This window comes from Flavobacterium sp. (assembly GCF_025352015.1).
Classification (GTDB): domain Bacteria; phylum Bacteroidota; class Bacteroidia; order Flavobacteriales; family Flavobacteriaceae; genus Flavobacterium.
Genome location: NZ_JANXUG010000024.1, coordinates 1 through 21,097 on the forward strand (window position 1 = coordinate 1; position 21,097 = coordinate 21,097).

Sequence of the window (21,097 nt, forward strand, 5' to 3'; positions counted from 1 at the left end):
GTGGTCAATTAATCCTGAATCATCTTGACAACACAAAATATCAGGCTTTTGAAGTTCATATACTCAAAAAAGAATGGTATTGCTTAATAGCGGGTGTAAAATTCGCTATCAACAAAGCCGATTTTTCATTTTTTAAAGACAATCAAACTGTAAAATTTAATGTTGCGGTAAACACCGTTCATGGAACTCCCGGCGAAGATGGTCACCTGCAAGCGTATTGGGAACTTATTGAATTGCCTTATACAGGATGCAATTATTACCAATCGAGTCTGACTTTTAATAAGAGAGATACGCTTTCGGTGCTTTCAAAATTTGATGTTCCTAAAGCTAACTCCATTTATATAACCAAGGGAGAAACCATTGATGGGAAGGCAATTGAATCCGAATTAGGGTTGCCTTTTTTTGTAAAACCAAACCAGTCCGGAAGCAGTTTAGGCGTTTCCATGATTACCACTTTAGACGATTTACCCAAAGCTTTAGAAATTGCTTTCGCTGAAGACAACGATATTTTGATTGAATCGTATTTGAATGGAACCGAGGTATCTGTTGGTGTTTTAAATTTTAACGGAAAAACAAAAGTTTTAGGAATTACCGAAATTTTATCTCAAAATGCTTTCTTTGATTATGAAGCCAAATATTTAGGCAAATCACAGGAAATTACTCCCGCCAGAATTTCAGTAGAACTCGAAAATTTGGTGATAGAAATGGCAAAAAAAGTATACGACTCTTTAAACATGACGGGTTTTTCGCGAAGTGATTTTATTATCATGAATGGAATTCCACATTTTATCGAAATCAATACCAATCCGGGATTGTCGCCACAAAGTATCTTTCCGCAACAAGCTGCACATGCTGCTATTTTGATGAGCGATTTGTTAGATAACGAAATTAGTTTAGCTTTACAAAGGAAACCTATTTGGAGAAAATAAAAAGTTGAGCGTTGTTGGTTGTTAGATGTCGGACGAGCAGCTTTTAACCTTAAACTCACAACTTATAACATACAACAAAATGACAAGAAAAGCAGTATTTCCTGGTTCGTTTGATCCAATCACATTGGGACATTTTGATATTATTGAACGTGGCATTTCACTTTTTGATGAAGTGATTGTAGCCATTGGTATTAACGCCGAAAAAAAATATATGTTTTCACTCGAAGAAAGGAAAAAGTTTATCGAGGAATCATTTAAAAACGAACCCAAAGTTTCGGTGATTACTTATGAAGGTTTAACCATTGATTTGTGCCTAAAAATGAATGCCCAATTCATCTTGCGTGGTTTGAGGAATACTGCCGATTTTGAGTTTGAAAAAGCCATTGCGCACACTAACAGAAAGTTGTCAAAAATCGAAACGGTATTTCTTTTAACGGCATCAAAAACATCCTATATTTCATCGAGTATCGTTCGTGATGTAATAACAAACGGTGGTGATTATTCTGTTTTAGTACCAGAAAGTGTGGTAGTAACAAAGTAGTCTGCACTTAAATTTTGGAGCTACACCACAAAATACGTTTAAAATCTATGTATTAAAAAGATAGAAAATAGTATAACAATTAGCCATAATAGTGTAACACAAATACCATTCTTATAGCCACATTTGTTAGTGGATTTTAGTATTAAAAACTAGGATTCTTAAACGCTATCTAATGAAAAATAATACCAAAGTTTTAAAAGAACATTACATCCCCAGTACTGAATTTTATAGCCAAATTATTGACAGTTTACAGGATTACTCCATTTTTACGGTCGACAAAGATCTTAAGATTAACAGTTGGAATTCGGGTTCTACAAAAATATTTAAATACGATACCGAAGAGATTATTGGCAAACCTTTTGAGATTATCTTTACAAATGAAGATAAAGAAAAAGGAGTTCCAAAATATGAAATTGATACTGCTTTAAAAGATGGTAGATCCGTTGATGTACGTTGGCACTTATGCAAAGACGGAAAAACATTTTTTGCTGATGGTTTAGTATTTCCACTGAAAGACGTAGATGACGTTGTAATTGGATATGTGAAAATATTAAAAGACATTACAGCCCGAAAATCATCGGAAGACGCGATAGAAAAATATGCAAAAGATTTAGAAGACTTAAACAATCATAAGGAAAGTGTACTTGCCATCTTATCGCACGATTTAAGAAGCCCGTTGGCTGGAATTATACAAGGTGCGGATTATTTAAAGACTAATTTCGGTAATTTAGATACAGTCTTTACACAAGACTTGTTGGAAGAGTTTTATAATTCTGTAGTCAACGAGTTAGCCATGTTAGATTATCTCGTGGAATGGGCACGAATAAAGTATGCCGCCGAAGCCTTTGTTCCTACTAAAATTGAATTGGCTCCTTATGTGAAAAAAGTTTTTGAATCTTTAAAAGACACCGCAGCACTCAAAACGCTCAATATGCGCAATGAAATTGAAGCAAATTATCATGTTTTTGTCGATCAAAAAATGTTACTTTCCATTCTTCAAAATATAGTTTCCAATGCGATTAAACATTCCCACCAAGGGGGTGACATTACAGTAACAGCAAAACAAAGTGAGAATAGACTAATTGTTGAAATAAAAGATAATGGCATCGGCATGACAAGAGATGTGCAAGAGCAACTTTTTGTACCTCAAGTAAAATCACTTTCAAAAGCTGTAGAAGAAAACAAAGGAGCGGGCATCGGGCTTTTATTGGTAAAGGGTTTTTTAGAAAAAAATGACGGTTATATATGGGTTGAAAGTGAAGTGGGAAAGGGAACTTCTTTCTTTTTTACGCTTCCGATTACTAAACCTTCCAAAAAAACCATAAGTTGCAAGGAAGATGATTTCTTGTCCAAATATAAAAAACAGAGCATCATTAGATAAAAATTAGTTGAAATCCTTTACTATTTTTTTTGAAAAAATTTCTTATTTATAGATGTTCATTTCCTCATTATATATGGCACTTTGTATCCCTAAAAAATGTAAAACACTATGAAAAACATGGTATTGAGATACGGTTTTATAAGTTTTAAGTTGTTGAGAACTATCGGATACCCAGACTATAAAAGGAATCTCATATTGTTCTTTTGGAGCAATACTAATAGGTAAGCCATGCATATACAAATTATTTTCTCCCAAAGATTCTCCATGGTCCGAAACAAAAATCATCGTACTGCTATACTCCTTCAATTGTTTTAAATCTTCTATAACTTGATGCAAAAAATAATCCGTATAAACTATGGTGTTGTCGTAAGCATTTATAAGTTCTGTTTGAGAACATTTTCCTAATTCAACACTATTACAAACGGGTTTAAAAATTTCAAAATTAGGCGGATACTTCTTACTATAAGTTGGTCCATGACTTGTGCTAGTGTGCAATACAATCAGTATTTTATTTTTTTTACTGGCTTGAATTTCTTCTTTTAATCCGTTCAGCAAAACTTCATCGTAATTGCAGTCATCACCTTGACATTTGGGTATAATGTTCTCTCTTTTTTGATAATTTTTTATATGAACGGGTGGTTCTCCCCAGTTTGAGGTTCTCCAAATAACTTCTACATTATTTCTGTACAAATAATTAGGCAAAATTTCATACAACTCGTCTGTATTTTTATATTCTAAAATACCTTTTACGCCTGCAGTAGTATATGTGGCACAAGAATTTGCCTTAAAATGAAATAAATTTGGTGTTTTGGAAAGCAGCGGATTAGTGTTTTTATGGTATCCATACAAAGAAAAATTCTGGCTTCTTGCCGATTCTCCAATTACTAAAACAACAACCGATTTCTTGTTATCTTTGAGAGTAACATTTGGCAATAAAATTTCTTTTTCATTTTTTTTGTATTGATGAACATAAAAAAGCGAAAGATTTACTGAATATGACCAAGGCATCGCAAGTCCACCTAATGTTTTTGAATTTTTATCAATCCACAGCCAATTGGTGGCATTAGCAAATACTAAAGTTAAAATAAATAGTAAGGTAAGCGATGTGGTGATTAAAAACTTCTTCCATGTTGTGTTGATTATTTTAACTTTAATGATGTAAATAGACGGAAGAAACCCAAGCAGAATGATATAAGTTACTAATTTCATCGAAAAAAAACTACTCGCTTCTCCATATTTAGTATTGAGTACATTGCCAATCATACTTTCGTCTATTATCACACCGTAAGTATTAATAAAGTACACCGCAAGTGCACTGATAATAAAAAACAAGACCAACAAAAATTTTCCAAGGTACCGTGACAGAAAAAAAATCAGGTAAAAAACAAAAGCATTCAAAACCAACATCAGAATCATTAGACTAACAACCAGAAAAATTCCGTTAATACTATTATAATCAATGTTATTAAAAACAAAAGAGTAAAATGGGAAATGAAAGAATAAAAAATTTAGCACACTCATCAGTAGAACAAAATGAGTTATTTTTAAATTATTTTTTAGCATAAATAGTACTGATTTTGATTAGTGAAATCACTATACTGATGAACGAAAAATAAAATATAATCAGGTTTTCATGCCTTATTTTGGTGACTAAAACCAGGCAAGATATTAGGAACAATACAATAAAAATAGGGTAATATTTTTTTTGGTTGATCCAATTCCAGATTTTATATTTTCGGCTGATGAAAATACCTATAAGACCCGAGATATATCCGATAATGCTACCCGTTGTAACATCGAGCGGATAATGTGCTCCAACACCTACTCTAGTAAACACTAAGATAATTCCTGTGCTGATTATAAAAAAACACCATAAAATTTTATTAGGTAACTTTTTAGGCATCAAGCCAAAAAGCAGCGCAGTAAGTATAGTAAACATGGTAATAGAGTGTCCCGATGGCAAGCTATTATGTCCAGACAAAGTTTTTCCGATAATTGTAAAAGAAGTTGTATCAAACACCGCAGCAGGTCTTGGTACTGCAAATAGGTTTTTTAGTAAACTCGAAAATATAACCGAAACCAACAATGCTGATAGTAAGCACTCCCAAACTTTGGGCGCATATACTATAAAAATTGTTAAGAACGATAAAAAAATAAGTGCGTCTCCCAGTTGGGTGAGATTATAAATTAGAGTTGGGAATTGTGATAATTTGGAGTTAATAAAAAAGAAACAATTTTTTTGAATTTCTATGTAGTTCGTCACATTTAAAGAGCCTTGACAATAAAGAAATACAACAATTGCAACTAGTAAAAGTATTGGTAAAAAAAATAAAGTTGGTTTCAGTTTTGAATAATTAACAATAACATTTGTATTAAAATTGTTATTTGTTTCCCGATTTACGCTCATAAATTTATTTAACATTTACTGTTATTTTTATACTTTATTTTGGCTAATAAATGACTTGAAAAGTGTTAAAAATCACATAACGCAATAGCTTGTGAACATCTAATTTTTTAAAACTATTATTGACAAATGTACCGAAAAGTTTTAAAAACAAATACAATCGAAGTAAGAAAGATTATCATTGTAACTCTTGTATACTGCTACTATTCACTCCACTTTTTTAACCACTTTTCGTGCTATTTCAATCTTAAACTTTTTGCCTTTCATTTTTTCGTCACGAATGTTTGAAAGCAGCTCTTTTACTTTCTTGAATTTCACAGCAGCAAACGAAATAAAATCTTTGACTTCTATCAATCCTATATCTTCTTTTTCGAGTTTTCCTTTTTGTGAAAAGAAACCAACGATGTCAATTTTATTGAGCTTGTTTTTCTTGCCGCCGCTAATGTAAACTGTCTGAAATTCGGGTGGTTTTGGTAAGGTCGTAGCATCATCTAGTTTTAAAACGGGCATGACATAATCGATGTACTCTTGCTTTTTTTCGCTTTCATGTGCAATGATATAAGCGGTTCCCGAAGCTAACATTCGAGCGGTTCGTCCGTTTCTATGCGTGAATTCGTCTTCTTTTGATGGCAAATGATAATGAATAACGTGCTTCATTTCGGGGATGTCTAAACCTCGTGCAGCCAAATCTGTCGTGACCAAATAAGGCATAGTACCATTTCTAAACTGAATCAAAGCGCGTTCCCGCTCGTCTTGATCCATTCCGCCGTGATAATACGTGGCGTAAATTCCTTTTTCGGTTAAAGCGTCACTAATTCTTTCTGCCGCATCACGATGATTGCAAAAGATTAAAGCCGACTGCGATTTTAAATAACAAATCAAATTGAACAAACTTCCTATTTTGTCTTTCTCTTTTGAGATTACCATTTTCATAGAGAGATTGACTTTCTCTTCATCTGTAGGCAGAAAATCTAAAACGGTTGGATTTACAACCCGAGTATATTTTGGAATTTCAATGCCAGCAGTTGCAGAAACTAATATGCGCTTATTGAGTTTTGATAATTTACCAATGATAAATGACATTTGCTCATGAAAACCCAATTGCAATGATTTGTCAAATTCATCTAAAACTAAAGTTTGAATTCGGTCAACTTTAAACGTTCCTCTATCAATATGGTCGGCAATTCTTCCGGGAGTTCCTATTAAAACCGCTGGTGGATTTGATAAATTCTTGATTTCAGTTTCTATAGAATGGCCACCATAACAAACGTTGACTTTATAAGTAGTGCCCATTTTTTTCCACACTTGCTCAATTTGTAATCCTAATTCTCTTGACGGAACTAAAATCAAACATTGCACTCCAGCTTGGTATTCATCCAATAATTCAAATATTGGCAATAAAAAAGCCAATGTTTTTCCCGAACCTGTTGGCGAAAGCAATAAAACATTGTTATTGTCAAGGATAGTTTCTTGAGCAGCAACTTGCATTTCATTTAAGCTGTCAATGCCTAAATTCAGTAATAAATTGGTAGAATGATGGTGATTTGTCATTAGGCAAAGGTAAAGCCAAATAATCAATTATGAATTGTGAACAGTGAATTCTGAATTTTATTTCAGTAGCTTTTCTTCTTCAAACAATAATTTTATATTCTCATACGAATTTTTCAACACCTCTTTTATTTGCTCTGGCTTGAGCCATACTGCTTTTGCAATGCCTTCATTAGCTTGAGGAAAAGGTGTTCCTTCAAAAGTAGTTTGCATTTCAAACCAATGCGTGACTTTCAATTTGTATTTCCCGTTGCGTTTAAAAACATGATACGTTTTTTGAAGTTTTCTTGTGATAGATAATTTACCAACGCCAGTTTCCTCTTCTACCTCGCGCATGGCAGTATCTTCAAGTGCTTCTCCTTTTTCGATGCCTCCTTTGGGCAAATCCCATTTTCCGTTTCTAAAAATGAACAAAACGGCTCCATTTTTATTATAAACCAAACCGCCGCCGGCTTTGCAAACTGGAATTTTTTCTTTTAGTTTTTTTAGAATGGCTTTTTCGTCTGGATAGTACAAAGAAGCTTTCTGAATTTTGTTCTGAAACATTTTGATGATGAGTTGCTCAATATCAATACTTTCTAGCAAAAACAACTGAAAATCGGTTTCCTTCTCGATTTCATTGGTTAAAAAAAGAGGTTTATCGTTGACAAAAACTTTATACATTTGTACTATGATTTTTAATAAAGACACAGCCGAAAAAACAGCCGAATTGCTTTTACAAATAAATGCAATTAAATTGAATCCAAGAAATCCTTTTACATGGGCATCGGGTTGGAATTCTCCAATTTATTGTGACAATCGTCTTATTCTCTCATTCCCAGCGATAAGAAATTTTGTGCGTGAAGAATTTTCCAAGTACATTGAGAAAGAATTTGGCAAACCCGACGTAATTGCTGGAGTTGCAACTGGAGCTATTGGGATTGGAATGTTGGTCGCTGAATATATGGGATTACCTTTCGTTTACGTTCGCCCAGAACCCAAAAAACACGGAAGACAAAATCAGGTGGAAGGGTTTCTGCAAAAAGGACAAAATGTTGTAGTTGTTGAAGATTTAATAAGCACAGGAAACAGTAGTTTGTTGGCTGTTGAAGCTTTAAAAGAAGCTGGTGCACAAGTCAAAGGGATGGTCGCTATTTTTACGTATGGATTTGCTATTTCAGAAGAAAACTTCAAAAAAGCGACTATCGATTTAAAGACATTGAGTAACTATGAAACGCTGTTGCATTTGGCTTTAGCCAAAAATTATATCACCGAAAAAGAATTGAAAACCTTGCAGGAATGGAGAGAAAGCCCGTCGACTTGGAACGTTGAATGAGATAACAGATAATAGACCGATAGAGGATAGACAAATTATAGAAGATAGACTTTTTCATCTATTAACTAGTGGTCTACTATCTCTCCTCTAATAAAAAACAAATAACCAAATAACCATTTAAACATGACCCTTGAAAGTCCAAAAGTTACTGTAGAAAAATCAGATGAATATTTATTTAAGGCGTTATCTGATGTGAAAAGCTATGAAAGACTGATGCCCGAAAACATTGCAAAATTTGAAGTTTTGGGTGATGATATTTTCAATTTTGGCTTAAAAGGCATGCCCGAAATTAAACTGAAGATGAAAGAGAAAACTCTAAACTCAAAAGTAGTTTTATCTGCGGCAAGTGATAAATTGCCTTTTACCTTAACTGCCAATATTGATTCAGTTTCTGATACGTCCAGTGCAGTTCAATTGCATTTTGAAGGAGAATTTAACCCAATGATGGCGATGATGATTAAAGGACCGATTTCAAAGTTTATTGAGACTTTGGCAGAAAATATGGGGAAGTTATAGTTTGATGATTTTTGATTTTTGATTTTTTGAAGTCAAAATTTTTGTTAAATATGAACTCTTAAATCGTCTGTCATCAATCATTTAACCGTCGTCAATCGTCTGTCAATAATGCGTTCCATGTAATCCTGAATAAAGGCTTTACAACGAAGTTCTAGTAAATCCATAATTGCATTTCGTTTCGAAATTAAATTATGCTCCATCGCTTTATCGTTTTTATCATAAAACCCCGTTGCTTTTGTTCCGTCGAAAATGCAAATGTAATCACCACTCATAAATTGATAAACATTAGTGCCATATTTCACAACAAATGGTGGCACTTTTTTTTCGTTTAGTAAACTTCGACCCCAACTTCTAAAAGGTTTTTGATAGCCAATCATGTCTAAAAGTGTTGGGTAAATATCTATTTGCTGTGCCCACTCATTGTTTATGCCAACGTATTTTTCGTTGGGAGAAAAGAACAAAATTGGAACAGTATTTTTATTAAATTCTTTACGGTATTCGTCATAAGCAATCGTATTACAATGATCGGCAACCATCACAAAAATGGTGTTTTTATACCAAGGTTGTTTTTTTGCAGCAGCAAAAAATTGTTTTAAAGCATAGTCTGTATAGCCAATACTTTCATGAATATTAGCGGTGCCTTTTGGAAACTTATCTTTGTATTTCTCGGGGACTTTATATGGCTCATGCGAAGAAACAGAAAAAAGTGTGGCCATAAAAGGTTGTTTTTTTTGTGACAAAATCTTGTTGTAATATTGTAAAAAAGGTTCGTCCCAAATCCCCCATACTCCATCAAAATCAGCATCATTATTGTATTCTGTTTTACCATAATAGTGGTCATAACCTAAAATGTTTCCGAAACCAAGAAAACCCATAGAACCATTGGGTGCACCATGAAAAAAAGACGTGTCATAACCCTCACTTTTCAAGGTAGAAACCAACGACTCAATTTTCTGTTGTGGATACGGTGAGGAGGTAAAAGCATTTTCAAACGATGGTATTCCTGCAATTATAGAGGACATTCCATGAATTGATTTGTATCCATTGGCGTAAGCATTTGGGTAAATCATACTGTGTTGCGCCAACGAATCTACAAATGGCGTATAACTTTTATAATTCGGGATTTTTGTTCCTTTATTGAAAGCACCGTTGTATTCTCGGGCAAAACTTTCTATTATAAAAATAACAATATTGAGTTTGGCAGCGGGATTATTATTGTAATGCTTTATCGGCACTACTAAACTATCTATTTGTGATTTGGAAACAAAATTTACTTTCTTGAAAGAATTCGTATCCCACGTTCTGATAAGAGCAAATGGTGTGTTCAAAACCAAATTTGATTGCGAAATATTGGTTATAAATCGGCTAGCGTCTAAAATATTAATTGGCCGAGTGCTTTTCTTAAAATCACCGCGTATGCCACCGATACAAAGGGTCACAATTATAAGAAATGTTACAGTAGAAAATCCAAAGTATTTTAAAGTAGGGGTTTCTGTCTTGTGCTGCACTTTAATCTTTTTGTATAAATAAATCCACAAAAAAGCAAGTACAAAGAACCATAGAAAGACATCCCAAAAATGGATTACAAAATCAAAAAACAAAAGCATCTTATTATTCTCATTTTCAAGGGTATCAAGGGAAGCTATGGTACTTCTGTTGAAGGTATACCGATAATAAATAAAGTCAACAAAATTAGTAGCATACGCAAGCAAATTGGTGACAAAATACAAATAGAATAAAAACTTCTGAAACTTCTTATTGGTGTTAAACAGTATAGGAATAATAGACAGCAAAATAAACAACCCGTTTACATATATTATGGCAGTAGTATCAAAAGCCAATCCGTGAAAACACAGTTTTAGAAAATCAGAAAAGCTGCCAACTTTTATTAAAGAGCTATTGTAAAAATAAAATAAAACTCTTGCCACAAAATAAAAAGCGTAAGCCAATAAAATTCTGTAAGCTACTACTTTATACTCCTGAAATCTTGGGTATTTATTCATTAAAAGTAAAATTAAAAGTGACAAAACTACATATTTAAGACCTATCTTTTTTATATTTTAAATTAATATTGTGAATAAGACTAATATTAATTAATTTGCATTAAAATTTAAGCAATGATTCAAATTACAAGGCTTTTTGACTTTCCTTATTACCAGCTTGAAAAAAATAATATTCCTAATTGTTTTGTTACCAAATATGACGGCAAATGGATTGCCACCTCTACTCAAGAATATATAAATAAAGCCAACACCATTTCGAGAGCATTGCTACGATTAGGGGTTCAACCCAATGATAAAATTGCCATTATTTCTTCTAATAATAGAACCGAATGGAATATTATGGATATTGGAATATTACAAATTGGTGCTCAAAATGTACCCATTTATCCCACTATTTCCGAAGAAGATTATGAATATATTTTAAGTCATTGTGAATCTAAATACTGTTTTATATCAGATGATGAAGTACTCAAAAAAGTAAATCTGATTAAAAACAATTTAAGTAATTTGAAAGAAGTTTATTCATTCAATGATCTAGAAGGTTGTAAAAATTGGAGAGAATTACTAGAGTTAGGTGCTGATGAAACAAATCAAAATGTAGTTGAAGAAAGAAAAAATAATGTTAAACCAACAGATTTAGCCACAATAATTTATACATCTGGAACCACAGGAAAACCAAAAGGAGTTATGCTATCTCACAATAACATCGTATCCAATGTGCTGGATAGTTCGCCAAGAATTCCTTTCGAAGAAGGAGCGAGTGTTGCCTTGAGTTTTCTTCCTATTTGTCATATTTTTGAACGCGTAATTTTGTACATCTATCAATATTATTCGGTGTCGATTTATTTTGCAGAATCTATTGATAAACTTTCTGATAATATCAAAGAAGTAAAGCCAACCGTTTTTTCTGTAGTGCCAAGATTACTCGAAAAAGTGTATGATAAAATATATGCTAAAGGAGCGGAATTAACCGGTATAAAGAAAAAACTGTTTTTTTGGGCAATCGATTTAGGACTGCATTACGAACCTTATGGTACCAATGGTTTTTGGTATGAAATTCAATTAAAAATAGCTCGCAAAATAATTTTTACCAAATGGCAAGAAGGTTTGGGAGGCAACCTTACGGTAATGGTTTCGGGTAGTGCTGCTTTACAAACTAGACTTACTAGAGTGTTTGCCGCAGCAGGAATGCCTGTTATGGAAGGTTATGGCTTGACTGAAACCTCTCCTGTCATTACAGTTAACGATGTTAGAAATAGCGGATTTAAAGTGGGTACCGTTGGAAAAGTAATTCAAAATGTGACCATAAAAATTGCCACTGATGGTGAAATTCTTTGCAAAGGTCCCAACGTAATGATGGGCTATTTCAAAGATGAAATCCTAACGAACGAAGTAATCAAAGACGGCTTTTTTCATACGGGGGATATTGGCGAGATAGATTCGGAAGGTTTTCTAAAAATTACCGACAGGAAGAAAGAAATGTTCAAAACTTCGGGAGGAAAATACATTGCACCTCAAATAATTGAAAACGCTATGAAACAATCGCATTTTATAGAACAAATTATGGTGATTGGGGATGGCGAAAAAATGCCAGCAGCTTTTATCCAGACAAATTTTGATTTTGTTAAGGAATGGGCAAAAAGACATCACATCATTATTGGTAAAACCAATGAAGAAATTGTTTCGAATGACCAAGTTATTAAGCGAATTCAAGAAGAAGTAGAAAGAATCAATGAAAAATTTGGCAATTGGGAAAAAATAAAACGTTTTGAACTAACTCCAGAAGTATGGTCGATTAATGGCGGACAGCTTACGCCTACTTTGAAATTAAAGCGCAAAGTTGTGATGGAAAAGTATAAAAATTTGTACCAAAAAATATATAATTAAAACCTTAAAAAAATTTACCCATGAAAATAAAAATATTTGTAAGCAGCTTGTTCCTAGTAATTTTATTTTCGGGCTGCAAAGAAAACAAACCAGTAGATACAATAAAAGAGCGTTATCTTGATTTTTCTAAAAGAGATGACCAATCCACAGGAGGTATCAAGATGATTCCAATCTCTACTCCTATTGGTACGTTTAATGTTTGGACAAAAACTGTAGGTAACAACCCAAAAATAAAAGTTCTTTTGCTACACGGTGGTCCAGGCGGAACGCACGAATTCTTTGAATCGTTAGACGGTTATTTTCCTCAAGAAAGTATTGAATATATTTATTACGACCAATTGGGTTCTTACTACAGCGACCAACCTAATGACAACCGCTTGTGGACGACAGAACGCTTTGTAGAAGAAGTAGAACAAGTCCGCAAAGCATTGAAACTAGATAATTCTAACTTTTATCTGATGGGACAATCTTGGGGAGGAATTCTTGCCATGGAATATGCCTTAAAATACCAAAAAAACCTGAAAGGATTAATCATTTCCAACATGATGGCAAATGCTCCCGCCTATAATAAATATGCCGAAGATGTTTTAGGACCACAACTTCCGAAAGAAATATTTGACCAAATAAAAACCTTCGAAAAAAACAAGGATTATAAAAATCCAAAGTATATGGAAATCCTTTTTAAATATTATTATTCGGAACACATCTTAAGAAAACCAATTGAGCAATGGCCAGAATCTATAAACCGAGCGTTTAAACATTTGAACCCTAACGTGTACGTTTATATGCAAGGTCCAAGCGAATTTGGAATTACCGGTGATGCTACTTTGAAAAATTGGGATGTAACTGCACGACTAAAAACTTTAACCATTCCAACATTAGTAATTGGTTCAAAATATGACACTATGGATCCTAAACACATGGAATGGATTTCGAATGAAGTTCAAAATGGTCGCTTTTTATATTGTCCTAACGGAAGTCATTGTTCACAATATGATGATCAACTGCATTATTTCCCCGGAGTAATTAGCTTTTTAAACGACGTAAATAATGGTACTTTCAAAAAACAAAAAAGTCATCAGTTGCAATAAACGTTATTAACAATATTGATTTTTAAATAGTTAATAATTTATTATGTTAAAATTTAACAATTGTTTAATATTAGATACTTTTATAGTATTAACCAATAAAAAATATAAATTATGAATTTAAAGAAATTTATTGTCGGTGGAATTGTCGGAGGAATTGTGGATTGGCTATTGGGATGGCTATTTTATGGTATGATTTTCAAAGATACCTTCCCCATGAATGATAGCACCATGAATATGGGAATGATTACAGCTGGATGTTTTGCTTTTGGCTTCTTTATTTCTTATCTTTTCACAGGACTCACCTCTATTACCAATTTGACAACTGGATTAAAAGCGGGAGCCATTATTGGATTATTCCAAGGATTAATTTCGGGCTTCTTTGCCAATGAATCTACACTAACACCCAATTACAAAGTGATAGCCATTGGAGTTGTAATTTCAATTGTTATGGCAGCTGCAGTTGGTGGTGCAATCGCATCGGTCAACGGAAAAATGAAGTAAGTTTTAGAATTTATTAGTATTAAAACTCGCTTTTTAGCGAGTTTTTTTATGGTAACTATTTACAATTTTCCACATTCTTCACTAAATGCATAATCATACTTAACTTTTCTTTCCATAAAAATGCCCCAAATAGTGTCTAACTTATTGGAGCATATTCAATTACTTATTTTAAATTCAGAATTATTTTTTAGTCCATTCTTTTATACTGTCATTGTTCATTTTAACGTAATCGTTATTTTTTGCTTTTTCTGCTGCCGCCAATGATGATTTTGCCGTAATAATAGCACCAGCTTTATCGCCTAATTTAGCTTGTATCAATGATTTTAGACGCAACTGCCAAAACGGAATATCTTCGCCAGGTTTTACCATCGATAGCGCTTTATTTACGTATTCTAATGCTTTATTTAGATCACCATTAGACTGAAAAAAATATTGCGCAGCCGAAAAATAATCACCAGCTGCTGGTCCAGCCAAAGTTTTATCAATACTTGCCATGGCCGTTTTTTGCGTTGGAACTTCAAACTTTAAAGAAACCATTGTTTTTTCCCATGCGATATCTAGTGTTGCGCTATCATTGGTCAAATTATTAATAGTGATTGTAAATGATTCTACGAAATTATTGAGTGCTATTGGGTCAACATTTATCAAGACAGCTACTTTATTAGCATCCCAATTATCTGGAGTTCCCCAATTGTCAGAGTCTGTGTAAAAAATAACTTCCCACATATCTGCTTTTGGTGTCGTATACAATGCATACTTTCCTTTTTTGAGGGTTTTACCTTTAATAATTACATCTTCACTAAAAGTAATTGTAGTATTGGCATTGGCGCCAGTTCTCCACAATTTACCAAAAGGCACCAAATCGCCAAAGACAATCCTTCCTTTAGCACCTGGTCTTGAATAATCAATGGTTACATCAGTCAAACCAACAACTTGCGTTTGGGTAGCGTGCGGACTCGGCTGCGGGGTTTTTACTTGTGCATTCAGCACATAAGTAGCAATTATTGAAGTTAATACAAAAATAATTTTTTTCATGAGTTTGTTTTTTATAATTTTTCAAATTTACAAATACTACAAATGTGTAAATGTTAAGAATAACCTAAATATATTTTGTTTAATTTATTATCATTTTTATTAAACAATAAATTATATCTTTGAAAAATTTTAATATGAAAATCTACACTTTACATACAAAACAAAAATTACCTATCAGCCTTGAAGAGGCTTGGGTTTTTTTATCAAATCCAAAAAACTTAAAGGTAATTACACCCAGTTATATGGGTTTCAAAACCCTTTCGGGAGATGAAAAAGCAATGTTTGCAGGACAAATTATTCAATACATTGTTACGCCAGTTTTAGGAATTCCGATGAAATGGGTTACTGAAATTACCCACGTGCAAGACAAAAAATATTTTGTTGATGAACAACGTTTTGGTCCCTATGCTTTGTGGCATCACAAACACTTTTTAAAAGAAATTCCGGGTGGCGTTGAAATGGAAGACATCGTAGATTATAAAGTTCCTATGGGCATTCTTGGGCAAATGGTACATCCGTTTTTGGTAAAACCAAAGCTTAAAGAAATCTTTGATTTTCGTGAAGCAAAACTAATTGAACTTTTTGGAGAATTTAAATCGTAAATTAATTGAAGGATGAAATTACTTCGTTCTTTAGAATAACAAAATAATGAAAAACATACTATTAATTGGAGGATCCTACGGGATTGGGTACGAATTAGCAAAAGAATTACAACAATATCACAAAGTTTTTATTGCTTCTAGAACCCATGAAAATTTAGCAAATTTAAACGTTGTTCACATTCCTTTTGATGCTACCACAGATTCTTTAGATCTAACTACTTTACCCGAAGTTTTAGATGGATTGGTATATTGTCCGGGAAGTATAAATTTAAGACCTTTTCGAGGACTTAAATTAGAAACTTTTGAAAGTGATATGCACGTTAATTTTTTTTCGATGGTTAAAGTTGTTCAAAGTGTTTTACCTAAACTTATTGCTTCAGAGCAATCAAGTATTGTTTTGTTTAGTACTGTAGCGGTAACCATGGGAATGCCTTTTCATACTAGTGTAGCTGCGGCAAAGGGTGCTATCGAAGGTTTTTCTAAAGCTTTGGCTGCTGAATATGCTCCCAAAATTAGAGTGAATGTAATTGCGCCGTCCTTAACTGATACACCATTAGCAGACAAATTTTTGAACAATGATGAAAAAAAAGACAAATCAGGGTTGCGTCATCCTTTAAGACGGGTGGGAACTACACAAGATATTGCGCAAATGGCCAGTTTTTTATTAGACCATAAAAGCTCCTGGATATCGGGTCAAATTTTCCATGTAGACGGTGGGATGTCTAGCTTACTTGTTAATGGTTAAATTAGTTTTAGTTGGTTTTCATTTAAAATAGACATCCTTTTAAATCAAACTAATTATAACAATTTTTATCTTTTATCTTATTTTTAAATAAAAAAAATGAATATATTTTGGTTTCGACGTGATTTGCGATTAGAGGATAATGTTGGCTTGTTTCACGCTTTACAAAGTGGTGAAGAAATACTGCCGATTTTTATATTTGATAAAAATATACTTTCTGAATTACCCAAAGACGATGCCCGAGTGGGCTTCATCCATAAACAATTAGAAAAAATTCAAGCCCAACTGCAGAAAATAGGGAAATCATTGGCTGTTTTTTATGGAGAACCTCAAGAAATATTCAAAAAATTCCTTTCTGAAAACGATACCAAAACTGTGTATACAAACCACGATTATGAGCCTTACGCGCGCAAGCGTGATTTGGAATTAAACCTTTTATTCAAAAAATATGAGGTCGCATTTAAAACAAGTAAGGATCAGGTTATTTTTGAAAAAAATGAAGTCGTTAAAGATGATGGAACGGCATATGTAGTGTACACTCCGTATTCGAATAAATGGAAAGAAAACTTAAAAAAGTCGCCATTTATACATTACAAATCAGAAGAATTACTTTCGAATATAACGCATCACTCCTACCCTTTTTTGAGTTTGTTTGACATTGGTTTTGAAAATTCTGTAATCAAGGTTACTCCTTTTGATATTTCTACTTCTTTGATAGACAATTATGAAGCTACTCGCAATTTTCCGTCATTGAATAAAACTTCATTTTTAGGAGTCTACCTGCGTTTTGGTGTCGTTTCTGTCCGAAAAATGGTTATAAAAGCATTGGAAAGTAACAATGAAACTTTTTTGAAAGAACTCATTTGGCGTGAGTTTTTTATGCAAATACTGTGGCACTTTCCACATACGATTAATGCTAGTTTTAGATCTAAATATGACGCTATAGTTTGGGACAACAACGAAGTTATGTTTCAAAAATGGTGTGATGGTCAAACGGGTTATCCCTTTGTGGATGCGGGCATGCGCGAACTTAATGCTACTGGACACATGCACAACCGCGTGCGGATGATTGTGGCAAGTTTTTTATGCAAGCACTTATTAATAGACTGGCGTTGGGGTGAAACTTATTTTGCCATCAAATTACTGGATTATGAACAATCCAGTAATGTTGGAAACTGGCAATGGGCGGCAGGAAGCGGCGTTGATGCTGCGCCTTATTTTAGAATTTTTAATCCTACCGAACAAATAAAAAAGTTTGATAAAGAACTGGTTTACGTAAAAAAATGGATTCCCGAGTTTTCAACTGAAGCATATCCTGCGACGATTGTAGATCATAAAGAAGCACGAGAACGCTGTTTGAAGGTTTATAAAACGGCTGTTGGTTAATTAAAATTCCTTATTTTTTCATAATTTTATTCGTTAAAATCTTTGATGACAATATCTGCTAGTAAGTAATCTCAAATTTTACCCGAGAAACCTAAAAAAAATTATCTTAATTTAATTGGATATTTTGTTTAAAAAAAGGGGTTCAGCATACTTTGCAATTTACCATATACTTTTCGTACAAAAAAAATGTCCTTTTTATATTGTAAGATTTAATTTATGAATTGGGGCTGTTAAAATAACTATTGAATTCTCCTTTTGAACTAATCGGGTTTTTTGAGCAAATATCTGATGACGGTTTCTGCGGCGTACAAGCCAAAAAGTGCGGGCATATAACTATTTGTTCCGTAAAAAGAGCGCTTGTAGTTGGTGCCATCGGTCATTTTTAGACTGCTTTCGTCCTGAATTTCAGATGAAAAAACTACTTTTAGTTTGTCTATTTTATGTGCTTTTAAACGCTTTCTGATTGTTTTTGCCAAATGACATTGTGCGGTATTATTGATGTCTGCAATTTTTACTTTAGCTGCTTCTGTTTTTCCGCCGGCACCCATACTTGAAATAATTTTTACTCTTTTTCGTTTGCAGGCTATGATTAGATTTAGTTTGGGTGTGATACTATCGATGCAATCTAAAACGTAATCAAACTTTTTGTCTACGATTTCAAAGGCTCTATCGGGGGTAAGAAATTCTTCGATGCGTATCAAATTTAAGTCTGGATTGATGTCCAATAATCTGTCGCCAACAACCTGAACTTTTGGCATTCCCACTGTGGAGTGCAGCGCGGGTAATTGCCGGTTGATGTTTGTAATATCTACACTATCGCCATCTATAATAGTCATAGTTCCTACGCCAGCACGCGCTAAAAACTCGGCTGCAAAGGAGCCTACACCACCAAGCCCGACGACCATAACATGAGCATTTTGTAAATTTTGTAAGCCTTCTTCTTTAAATAAGAGTGCTGTTCTTTCTTGCCATTTTTTCATACTGGGGGTTGTTGTGGTGGCAAAAATAAACAAAATGTTAGATTTTTGCTATTGGTTTTAAAGGGTTTAAAATAGTTTCTCCCAATTGGTCTTTATTTGATATTGCATTTCGGATAGTGTCATTTTTTTGATGTGTGCGGCCAAAAGATAAACATCTTGTAGTGTTTCTGTAATCGTATCGGTTTCTAGAAAAAATCTGTCGTTGGGAACTGTTTTAAAAACATCTTCTACTTGTGGATTGCGCAGCAGGTATTTTCCAAAAGAGAGATAAAAATTGCTATCGATCAATTTTTGGGCTAGTTGCTCGCTTTTTGAAAAACCATGAATAATGATGGGAACACTTATTTTCAATCGATTTTTGATAATTATGAGTTCATCAAAGGCGGCAACGAGATGCAGGATTAACGGTTTTTGAAACTGTTCTGCAAGGGCAATTTGTTTTTCGAAGACGGCTATTTGCAAATCCATAGGCACAACGCTGCGTTTGTCTAATCCGCATTCTCCAACTGCTAAACAGGATGTTGAAGATAATTTTGAGGTTATTGTTTGTAAATCGGACTCAAGGCGGTCTTTGTTGATGTGCCAAGGATGAATTCCTATCGAATACTTGGGAATACTGGCATCGAACTCCCAAGGATATTGATTGACCATCTCTGTGATGGCGGGATTGCTGGTAAATGTGTGGGTATGGAGGTTGAAAAAATTCATTTGTAAAAATAAGACAGATTTTAAATATTACGACAAATTTTGTGGAATTAATATAGGTTTTTAGCCCAGATAGCAATGGAAATCCTTTTTAGTGCTTTGGTAAAAACATCTTTACTGCTGTAGATGTGGTAAAGCACTAAGAAGATTGTAATGGATAGCTGGAAATAGCTTCAAAAAACAATGTAAATTTGCTTAATCAATTATTGAGCAATGCTTCAAACTGCTTTTCGACGTTACATCAACAACTTTAGAGGATTTTCGAGAGAAATTTGGATTCTTACGCTTGTCACTTTTATAAATCGTGCAGGTACGATGGTGTTGCCTTTTCTTTCGAAATATTTGAAAGAGGATTTGCATTTTTCGTATAGCCAAGTGGGTTGGATTATGGTTTGTTTTGGTAGTGGTTCTATCATTGGTTCTTGGCTGGGCGGCAAACTGTCGGACAAAATTGGTTTTTACAGAATCATGATTTTTAGTTTGTTCACTACGGGTATACTTTTGTTTTTTGTACAATTGATTACCACATTCGTTGGATTGTGTGTAGGAATGTTTGTTCTGATGGTTATTGCGGATATGTTTCGTCCTGCTATGTTTGTATCGCTTGGAGCGTACGCTAAAGCCGAAAATAGAACGCGTGCTTTAACGCTAGTCCGATTGGCTATAAATCTGGGTTTTGCGGCTGGTCCTGCTTTGGGTGGCTTTATTATAATGAGTATTGGTTATGGAGGATTATTTTGGGTAGACGGAGGCACGTGCATTGGTGCTATTGTTATCTTTTGGATCTTGGTAAAAGAGAAAAAGAAGTCTAAATTTATTGACAAACAAAATCCTGATAATGTCTTGACACACTCGGTTTTTAAAGACAAACCTTTTTGGATATTTCTTTTTGGATGCTTGGTTACTGGTATATTATTTTTTCAGGTGTTTACTACTATTCCGCTGTATCACAAAGAGCAATTTAATTTAACAGAGCTTCAAACCGGATTATTACTAACGATGAATGGCTTGCTTATTTTTTTTCTAGAAATGCCGCTGGTGAGTTATGTTGAGCATCACAAAATAAGCAAAATCAAGGTGGTTGCCGCTGGAAGTATGCTGATGGGTATTAGTTTATTTTTGTTGTTATTTAATACTTGGGCTGGAATACTAATTATTATGATGGTGTTCATGACTTTTGGTGAAATGTTTGCTTTTCCATTTTCAAACTCGGTGGCATTAAGTCGAGCTCCCAAAGGTCATGAAGGGCGATACATGGCTATTTATACGATGAGTTTTAGTTTGGCGCACATTTTAAGCGCTAAAGTAGGTATGGAAATTATAGCTTATTATGGGTATCAAATGAACTGGTTTTTTATGGGAATGCTAGGTATACTGGGAATGTTTTCGGGCATTTGGGTTTTTCGTTTGGTTCGAAAGGAAAATAAAGTAGCGTGATCAATGCTGAAAATTTGTTTACAAATTATAACGTACGAAGCCTTTAAACTAGAAGTAATAATTAAAATTGGAAACACGAAAATTACCTAAATCT

The 21,097-nt window shown here is 33.7% G+C and carries 20 protein-coding genes; 12 read left to right on the forward strand and 8 right to left on the reverse strand.

The genetic code is table 11. The annotated features are described in order from the left end of the window. From Q0Q96_RS02635 to Q0Q96_RS02645, 3 genes are all read left to right on the forward strand, one after another. Positions 1–929: D-alanine--D-alanine ligase (locus Q0Q96_RS02635; RefSeq protein ID WP_293871404.1), on the forward strand; the 929-nt coding region annotated here is incomplete at its 5' end. A 79-nt stretch (positions 930–1,008) separates the two neighbouring features. Further along, positions 1,009–1,470 carry a pantetheine-phosphate adenylyltransferase gene (coaD, locus tag Q0Q96_RS02640; RefSeq protein WP_293871407.1) on the forward strand — a complete coding sequence of 154 codons (462 nt, stop codon included), beginning with the start codon at positions 1,009–1,011 and terminating at the stop codon, positions 1,468–1,470. A gap of 172 nt (positions 1,471–1,642) precedes the next feature. Then, positions 1,643–2,851, forward strand: a complete 1,209-nt coding sequence (locus Q0Q96_RS02645; protein WP_293871409.1) for a PAS domain-containing sensor histidine kinase — start codon at positions 1,643–1,645, stop codon at positions 2,849–2,851. Positions 2,852–2,893: 42 nt separating this feature from the next. Here the strand turns inward: Q0Q96_RS02645 and eptA are convergent, their stop codons facing one another. The 4 genes from eptA to Q0Q96_RS02665 form a co-directional block, all read right to left on the reverse strand. Continuing rightward, positions 2,894–4,414, reverse strand: coding sequence for a phosphoethanolamine--lipid A transferase EptA (gene eptA, locus Q0Q96_RS02650; RefSeq protein ID WP_293871412.1), 1,521 nt, complete (start codon positions 4,412–4,414; stop codon positions 2,894–2,896). Continuing rightward, complete coding sequence (locus tag Q0Q96_RS02655) at positions 4,401–5,114, reverse strand: phosphatase PAP2 family protein (RefSeq protein WP_293871415.1); 714 nt, start codon at positions 5,112–5,114, stop codon at positions 4,401–4,403. The genes eptA and Q0Q96_RS02655 overlap by 14 nt, the downstream gene beginning before the upstream one ends. Positions 5,115–5,462: 348 nt before the next feature. Beyond that, positions 5,463–6,806, reverse strand: coding sequence for a DEAD/DEAH box helicase (locus Q0Q96_RS02660; RefSeq protein WP_293871418.1), 1,344 nt, complete (start codon positions 6,804–6,806; stop codon positions 5,463–5,465). A 57-nt stretch (positions 6,807–6,863) separates the two neighbouring features. Beyond that, on the reverse strand, positions 6,864–7,466 hold the full coding sequence (locus Q0Q96_RS02665; RefSeq protein ID WP_293871421.1) for an NUDIX domain-containing protein: 603 nt from the start codon (positions 7,464–7,466) through the stop codon (positions 6,864–6,866). Between the two features lie 7 nt (positions 7,467–7,473). Here Q0Q96_RS02665 and pyrE point away from each other — a divergent pair, with 7 nt between their 5' ends. Beyond that, a complete protein-coding gene (pyrE, locus tag Q0Q96_RS02670; protein ID WP_293871425.1) occupies positions 7,474–8,118 on the forward strand; it encodes an orotate phosphoribosyltransferase in 645 nt (214 codons plus the stop codon). Positions 8,119–8,241: 123 nt separating this feature from the next. Then, positions 8,242–8,634: an SRPBCC family protein gene (locus Q0Q96_RS02675; RefSeq protein WP_293871428.1), complete on the forward strand. Its 393-nt coding sequence runs from the start codon at positions 8,242–8,244 to the stop codon at positions 8,632–8,634. A 77-nt stretch (positions 8,635–8,711) separates the two neighbouring features. Here the strand turns inward: Q0Q96_RS02675 and Q0Q96_RS02680 are convergent, their stop codons facing one another. After that, positions 8,712–10,637, reverse strand: coding sequence for an LTA synthase family protein (locus tag Q0Q96_RS02680; protein ID WP_293871431.1), 1,926 nt, complete (start codon positions 10,635–10,637; stop codon positions 8,712–8,714). Between the two features lie 114 nt (positions 10,638–10,751). Between Q0Q96_RS02680 and Q0Q96_RS02685 the strand changes: the two genes are divergently transcribed. The 3 genes from Q0Q96_RS02685 (at position 10,752) to Q0Q96_RS02695 (ending at position 14,116) form a co-directional block, all read left to right on the forward strand. Continuing rightward, positions 10,752–12,524: an AMP-dependent synthetase/ligase gene (locus tag Q0Q96_RS02685; protein ID WP_293871433.1), complete on the forward strand. Its 1,773-nt coding sequence runs from the start codon at positions 10,752–10,754 to the stop codon at positions 12,522–12,524. 20 nt (positions 12,525–12,544) lie between these two features. Further along, entirely contained in the window at positions 12,545–13,615 is a 1,071-nt protein-coding gene (locus Q0Q96_RS02690) for a proline iminopeptidase-family hydrolase (protein ID WP_293871435.1), read from the forward strand. Between the two features lie 111 nt (positions 13,616–13,726). Further along, complete coding sequence (locus Q0Q96_RS02695) at positions 13,727–14,116, forward strand: hypothetical protein (RefSeq protein WP_293871438.1); 390 nt, start codon at positions 13,727–13,729, stop codon at positions 14,114–14,116. Between the two features lie 180 nt (positions 14,117–14,296). On the opposite strand, the gene Q0Q96_RS02700 is transcribed toward Q0Q96_RS02695, so the two are convergent. Next, positions 14,297–15,151: a DUF2911 domain-containing protein gene (locus Q0Q96_RS02700; RefSeq protein ID WP_293871441.1), complete on the reverse strand. Its 855-nt coding sequence runs from the start codon at positions 15,149–15,151 to the stop codon at positions 14,297–14,299. Between the two features lie 134 nt (positions 15,152–15,285). Between Q0Q96_RS02700 and Q0Q96_RS02705 the strand changes: the two genes are divergently transcribed. From Q0Q96_RS02705 to Q0Q96_RS02715, 3 genes are all read left to right on the forward strand, one after another. Beyond that, positions 15,286–15,753 (forward strand): SRPBCC family protein, encoded by a 468-nt coding sequence (locus Q0Q96_RS02705; protein ID WP_293871443.1) that lies wholly within the window; start codon positions 15,286–15,288, stop codon positions 15,751–15,753. 46 nt (positions 15,754–15,799) lie between these two features. Further along, on the forward strand, positions 15,800–16,498 hold the full coding sequence (locus Q0Q96_RS02710) for an SDR family oxidoreductase (protein ID WP_293871444.1): 699 nt from the start codon (positions 15,800–15,802) through the stop codon (positions 16,496–16,498). A gap of 96 nt (positions 16,499–16,594) precedes the next feature. Next, positions 16,595–17,881, forward strand: a complete 1,287-nt coding sequence (locus Q0Q96_RS02715; RefSeq protein ID WP_293871446.1) for a deoxyribodipyrimidine photo-lyase — start codon at positions 16,595–16,597, stop codon at positions 17,879–17,881. A gap of 260 nt (positions 17,882–18,141) precedes the next feature. Here the strand turns inward: Q0Q96_RS02715 and Q0Q96_RS02720 are convergent, their stop codons facing one another. Further along, complete coding sequence (locus tag Q0Q96_RS02720; protein WP_293871448.1) at positions 18,142–18,861, reverse strand: tRNA threonylcarbamoyladenosine dehydratase; 720 nt, start codon at positions 18,859–18,861, stop codon at positions 18,142–18,144. A gap of 66 nt (positions 18,862–18,927) precedes the next feature. Then, entirely contained in the window at positions 18,928–19,569 is a 642-nt protein-coding gene (locus Q0Q96_RS02725; RefSeq protein WP_293871449.1) for a TatD family hydrolase, read from the reverse strand. A 210-nt stretch (positions 19,570–19,779) separates the two neighbouring features. On the opposite strand from Q0Q96_RS02725, the gene Q0Q96_RS02730 reads away from it, so the two are divergent. After that, entirely contained in the window at positions 19,780–21,003 is a 1,224-nt protein-coding gene (locus Q0Q96_RS02730; protein WP_293871450.1) for an MFS transporter, read from the forward strand. Positions 21,004–21,097: the final 94 nt, after the last annotated feature.

Bases quoted from the DNA above. Each gene is read 5' to 3' on its own strand.
- Q0Q96_RS02660 (WP_293871418.1), bottom strand. From the start codon at position 6,806: ATGACAAATCACCATCATTCTACCAATTTATTACTGAATTTAGGCATT.
- Q0Q96_RS02680 (WP_293871431.1), bottom strand. From the start codon at position 10,637: ATGAATAAATACCCAAGATTTCAGGAGTATAAAGTAGTAGCTTACAGA.
- Q0Q96_RS02710 (WP_293871444.1), top strand. From the start codon at position 15,800: ATGAAAAACATACTATTAATTGGAGGATCCTACGGGATTGGGTACGAA.
- Q0Q96_RS02665 (WP_293871421.1), bottom strand. From the start codon at position 7,466: ATGTATAAAGTTTTTGTCAACGATAAACCTCTTTTTTTAACCAATGAA.
- Q0Q96_RS02675 (WP_293871428.1), top strand. From the start codon at position 8,242: ATGACCCTTGAAAGTCCAAAAGTTACTGTAGAAAAATCAGATGAATAT.
- pyrE (WP_293871425.1), top strand. From the start codon at position 7,474: ATGATTTTTAATAAAGACACAGCCGAAAAAACAGCCGAATTGCTTTTA.
- Q0Q96_RS02690 (WP_293871435.1), top strand. From the start codon at position 12,545: ATGAAAATAAAAATATTTGTAAGCAGCTTGTTCCTAGTAATTTTATTT.
- Q0Q96_RS02695 (WP_293871438.1), top strand. From the start codon at position 13,727: ATGAATTTAAAGAAATTTATTGTCGGTGGAATTGTCGGAGGAATTGTG.
- Q0Q96_RS02720 (WP_293871448.1), bottom strand. From the start codon at position 18,861: ATGAAAAAATGGCAAGAAAGAACAGCACTCTTATTTAAAGAAGAAGGC.
- eptA (WP_293871412.1), bottom strand. From the start codon at position 4,414: ATGCTAAAAAATAATTTAAAAATAACTCATTTTGTTCTACTGATGAGT.
- Q0Q96_RS02685 (WP_293871433.1), top strand. From the start codon at position 10,752: ATGATTCAAATTACAAGGCTTTTTGACTTTCCTTATTACCAGCTTGAA.
- Q0Q96_RS02700 (WP_293871441.1), bottom strand. From the start codon at position 15,151: ATGAAAAAAATTATTTTTGTATTAACTTCAATAATTGCTACTTATGTG.
- Q0Q96_RS02645 (WP_293871409.1), top strand. From the start codon at position 1,643: ATGAAAAATAATACCAAAGTTTTAAAAGAACATTACATCCCCAGTACT.
- Q0Q96_RS02715 (WP_293871446.1), top strand. From the start codon at position 16,595: ATGAATATATTTTGGTTTCGACGTGATTTGCGATTAGAGGATAATGTT.
- Q0Q96_RS02730 (WP_293871450.1), top strand. From the start codon at position 19,780: ATGCTTCAAACTGCTTTTCGACGTTACATCAACAACTTTAGAGGATTT.
- coaD (WP_293871407.1), top strand. From the start codon at position 1,009: ATGACAAGAAAAGCAGTATTTCCTGGTTCGTTTGATCCAATCACATTG.
- Q0Q96_RS02725 (WP_293871449.1), bottom strand. From the start codon at position 19,569: ATGAATTTTTTCAACCTCCATACCCACACATTTACCAGCAATCCCGCC.
- Q0Q96_RS02705 (WP_293871443.1), top strand. From the start codon at position 15,286: ATGAAAATCTACACTTTACATACAAAACAAAAATTACCTATCAGCCTT.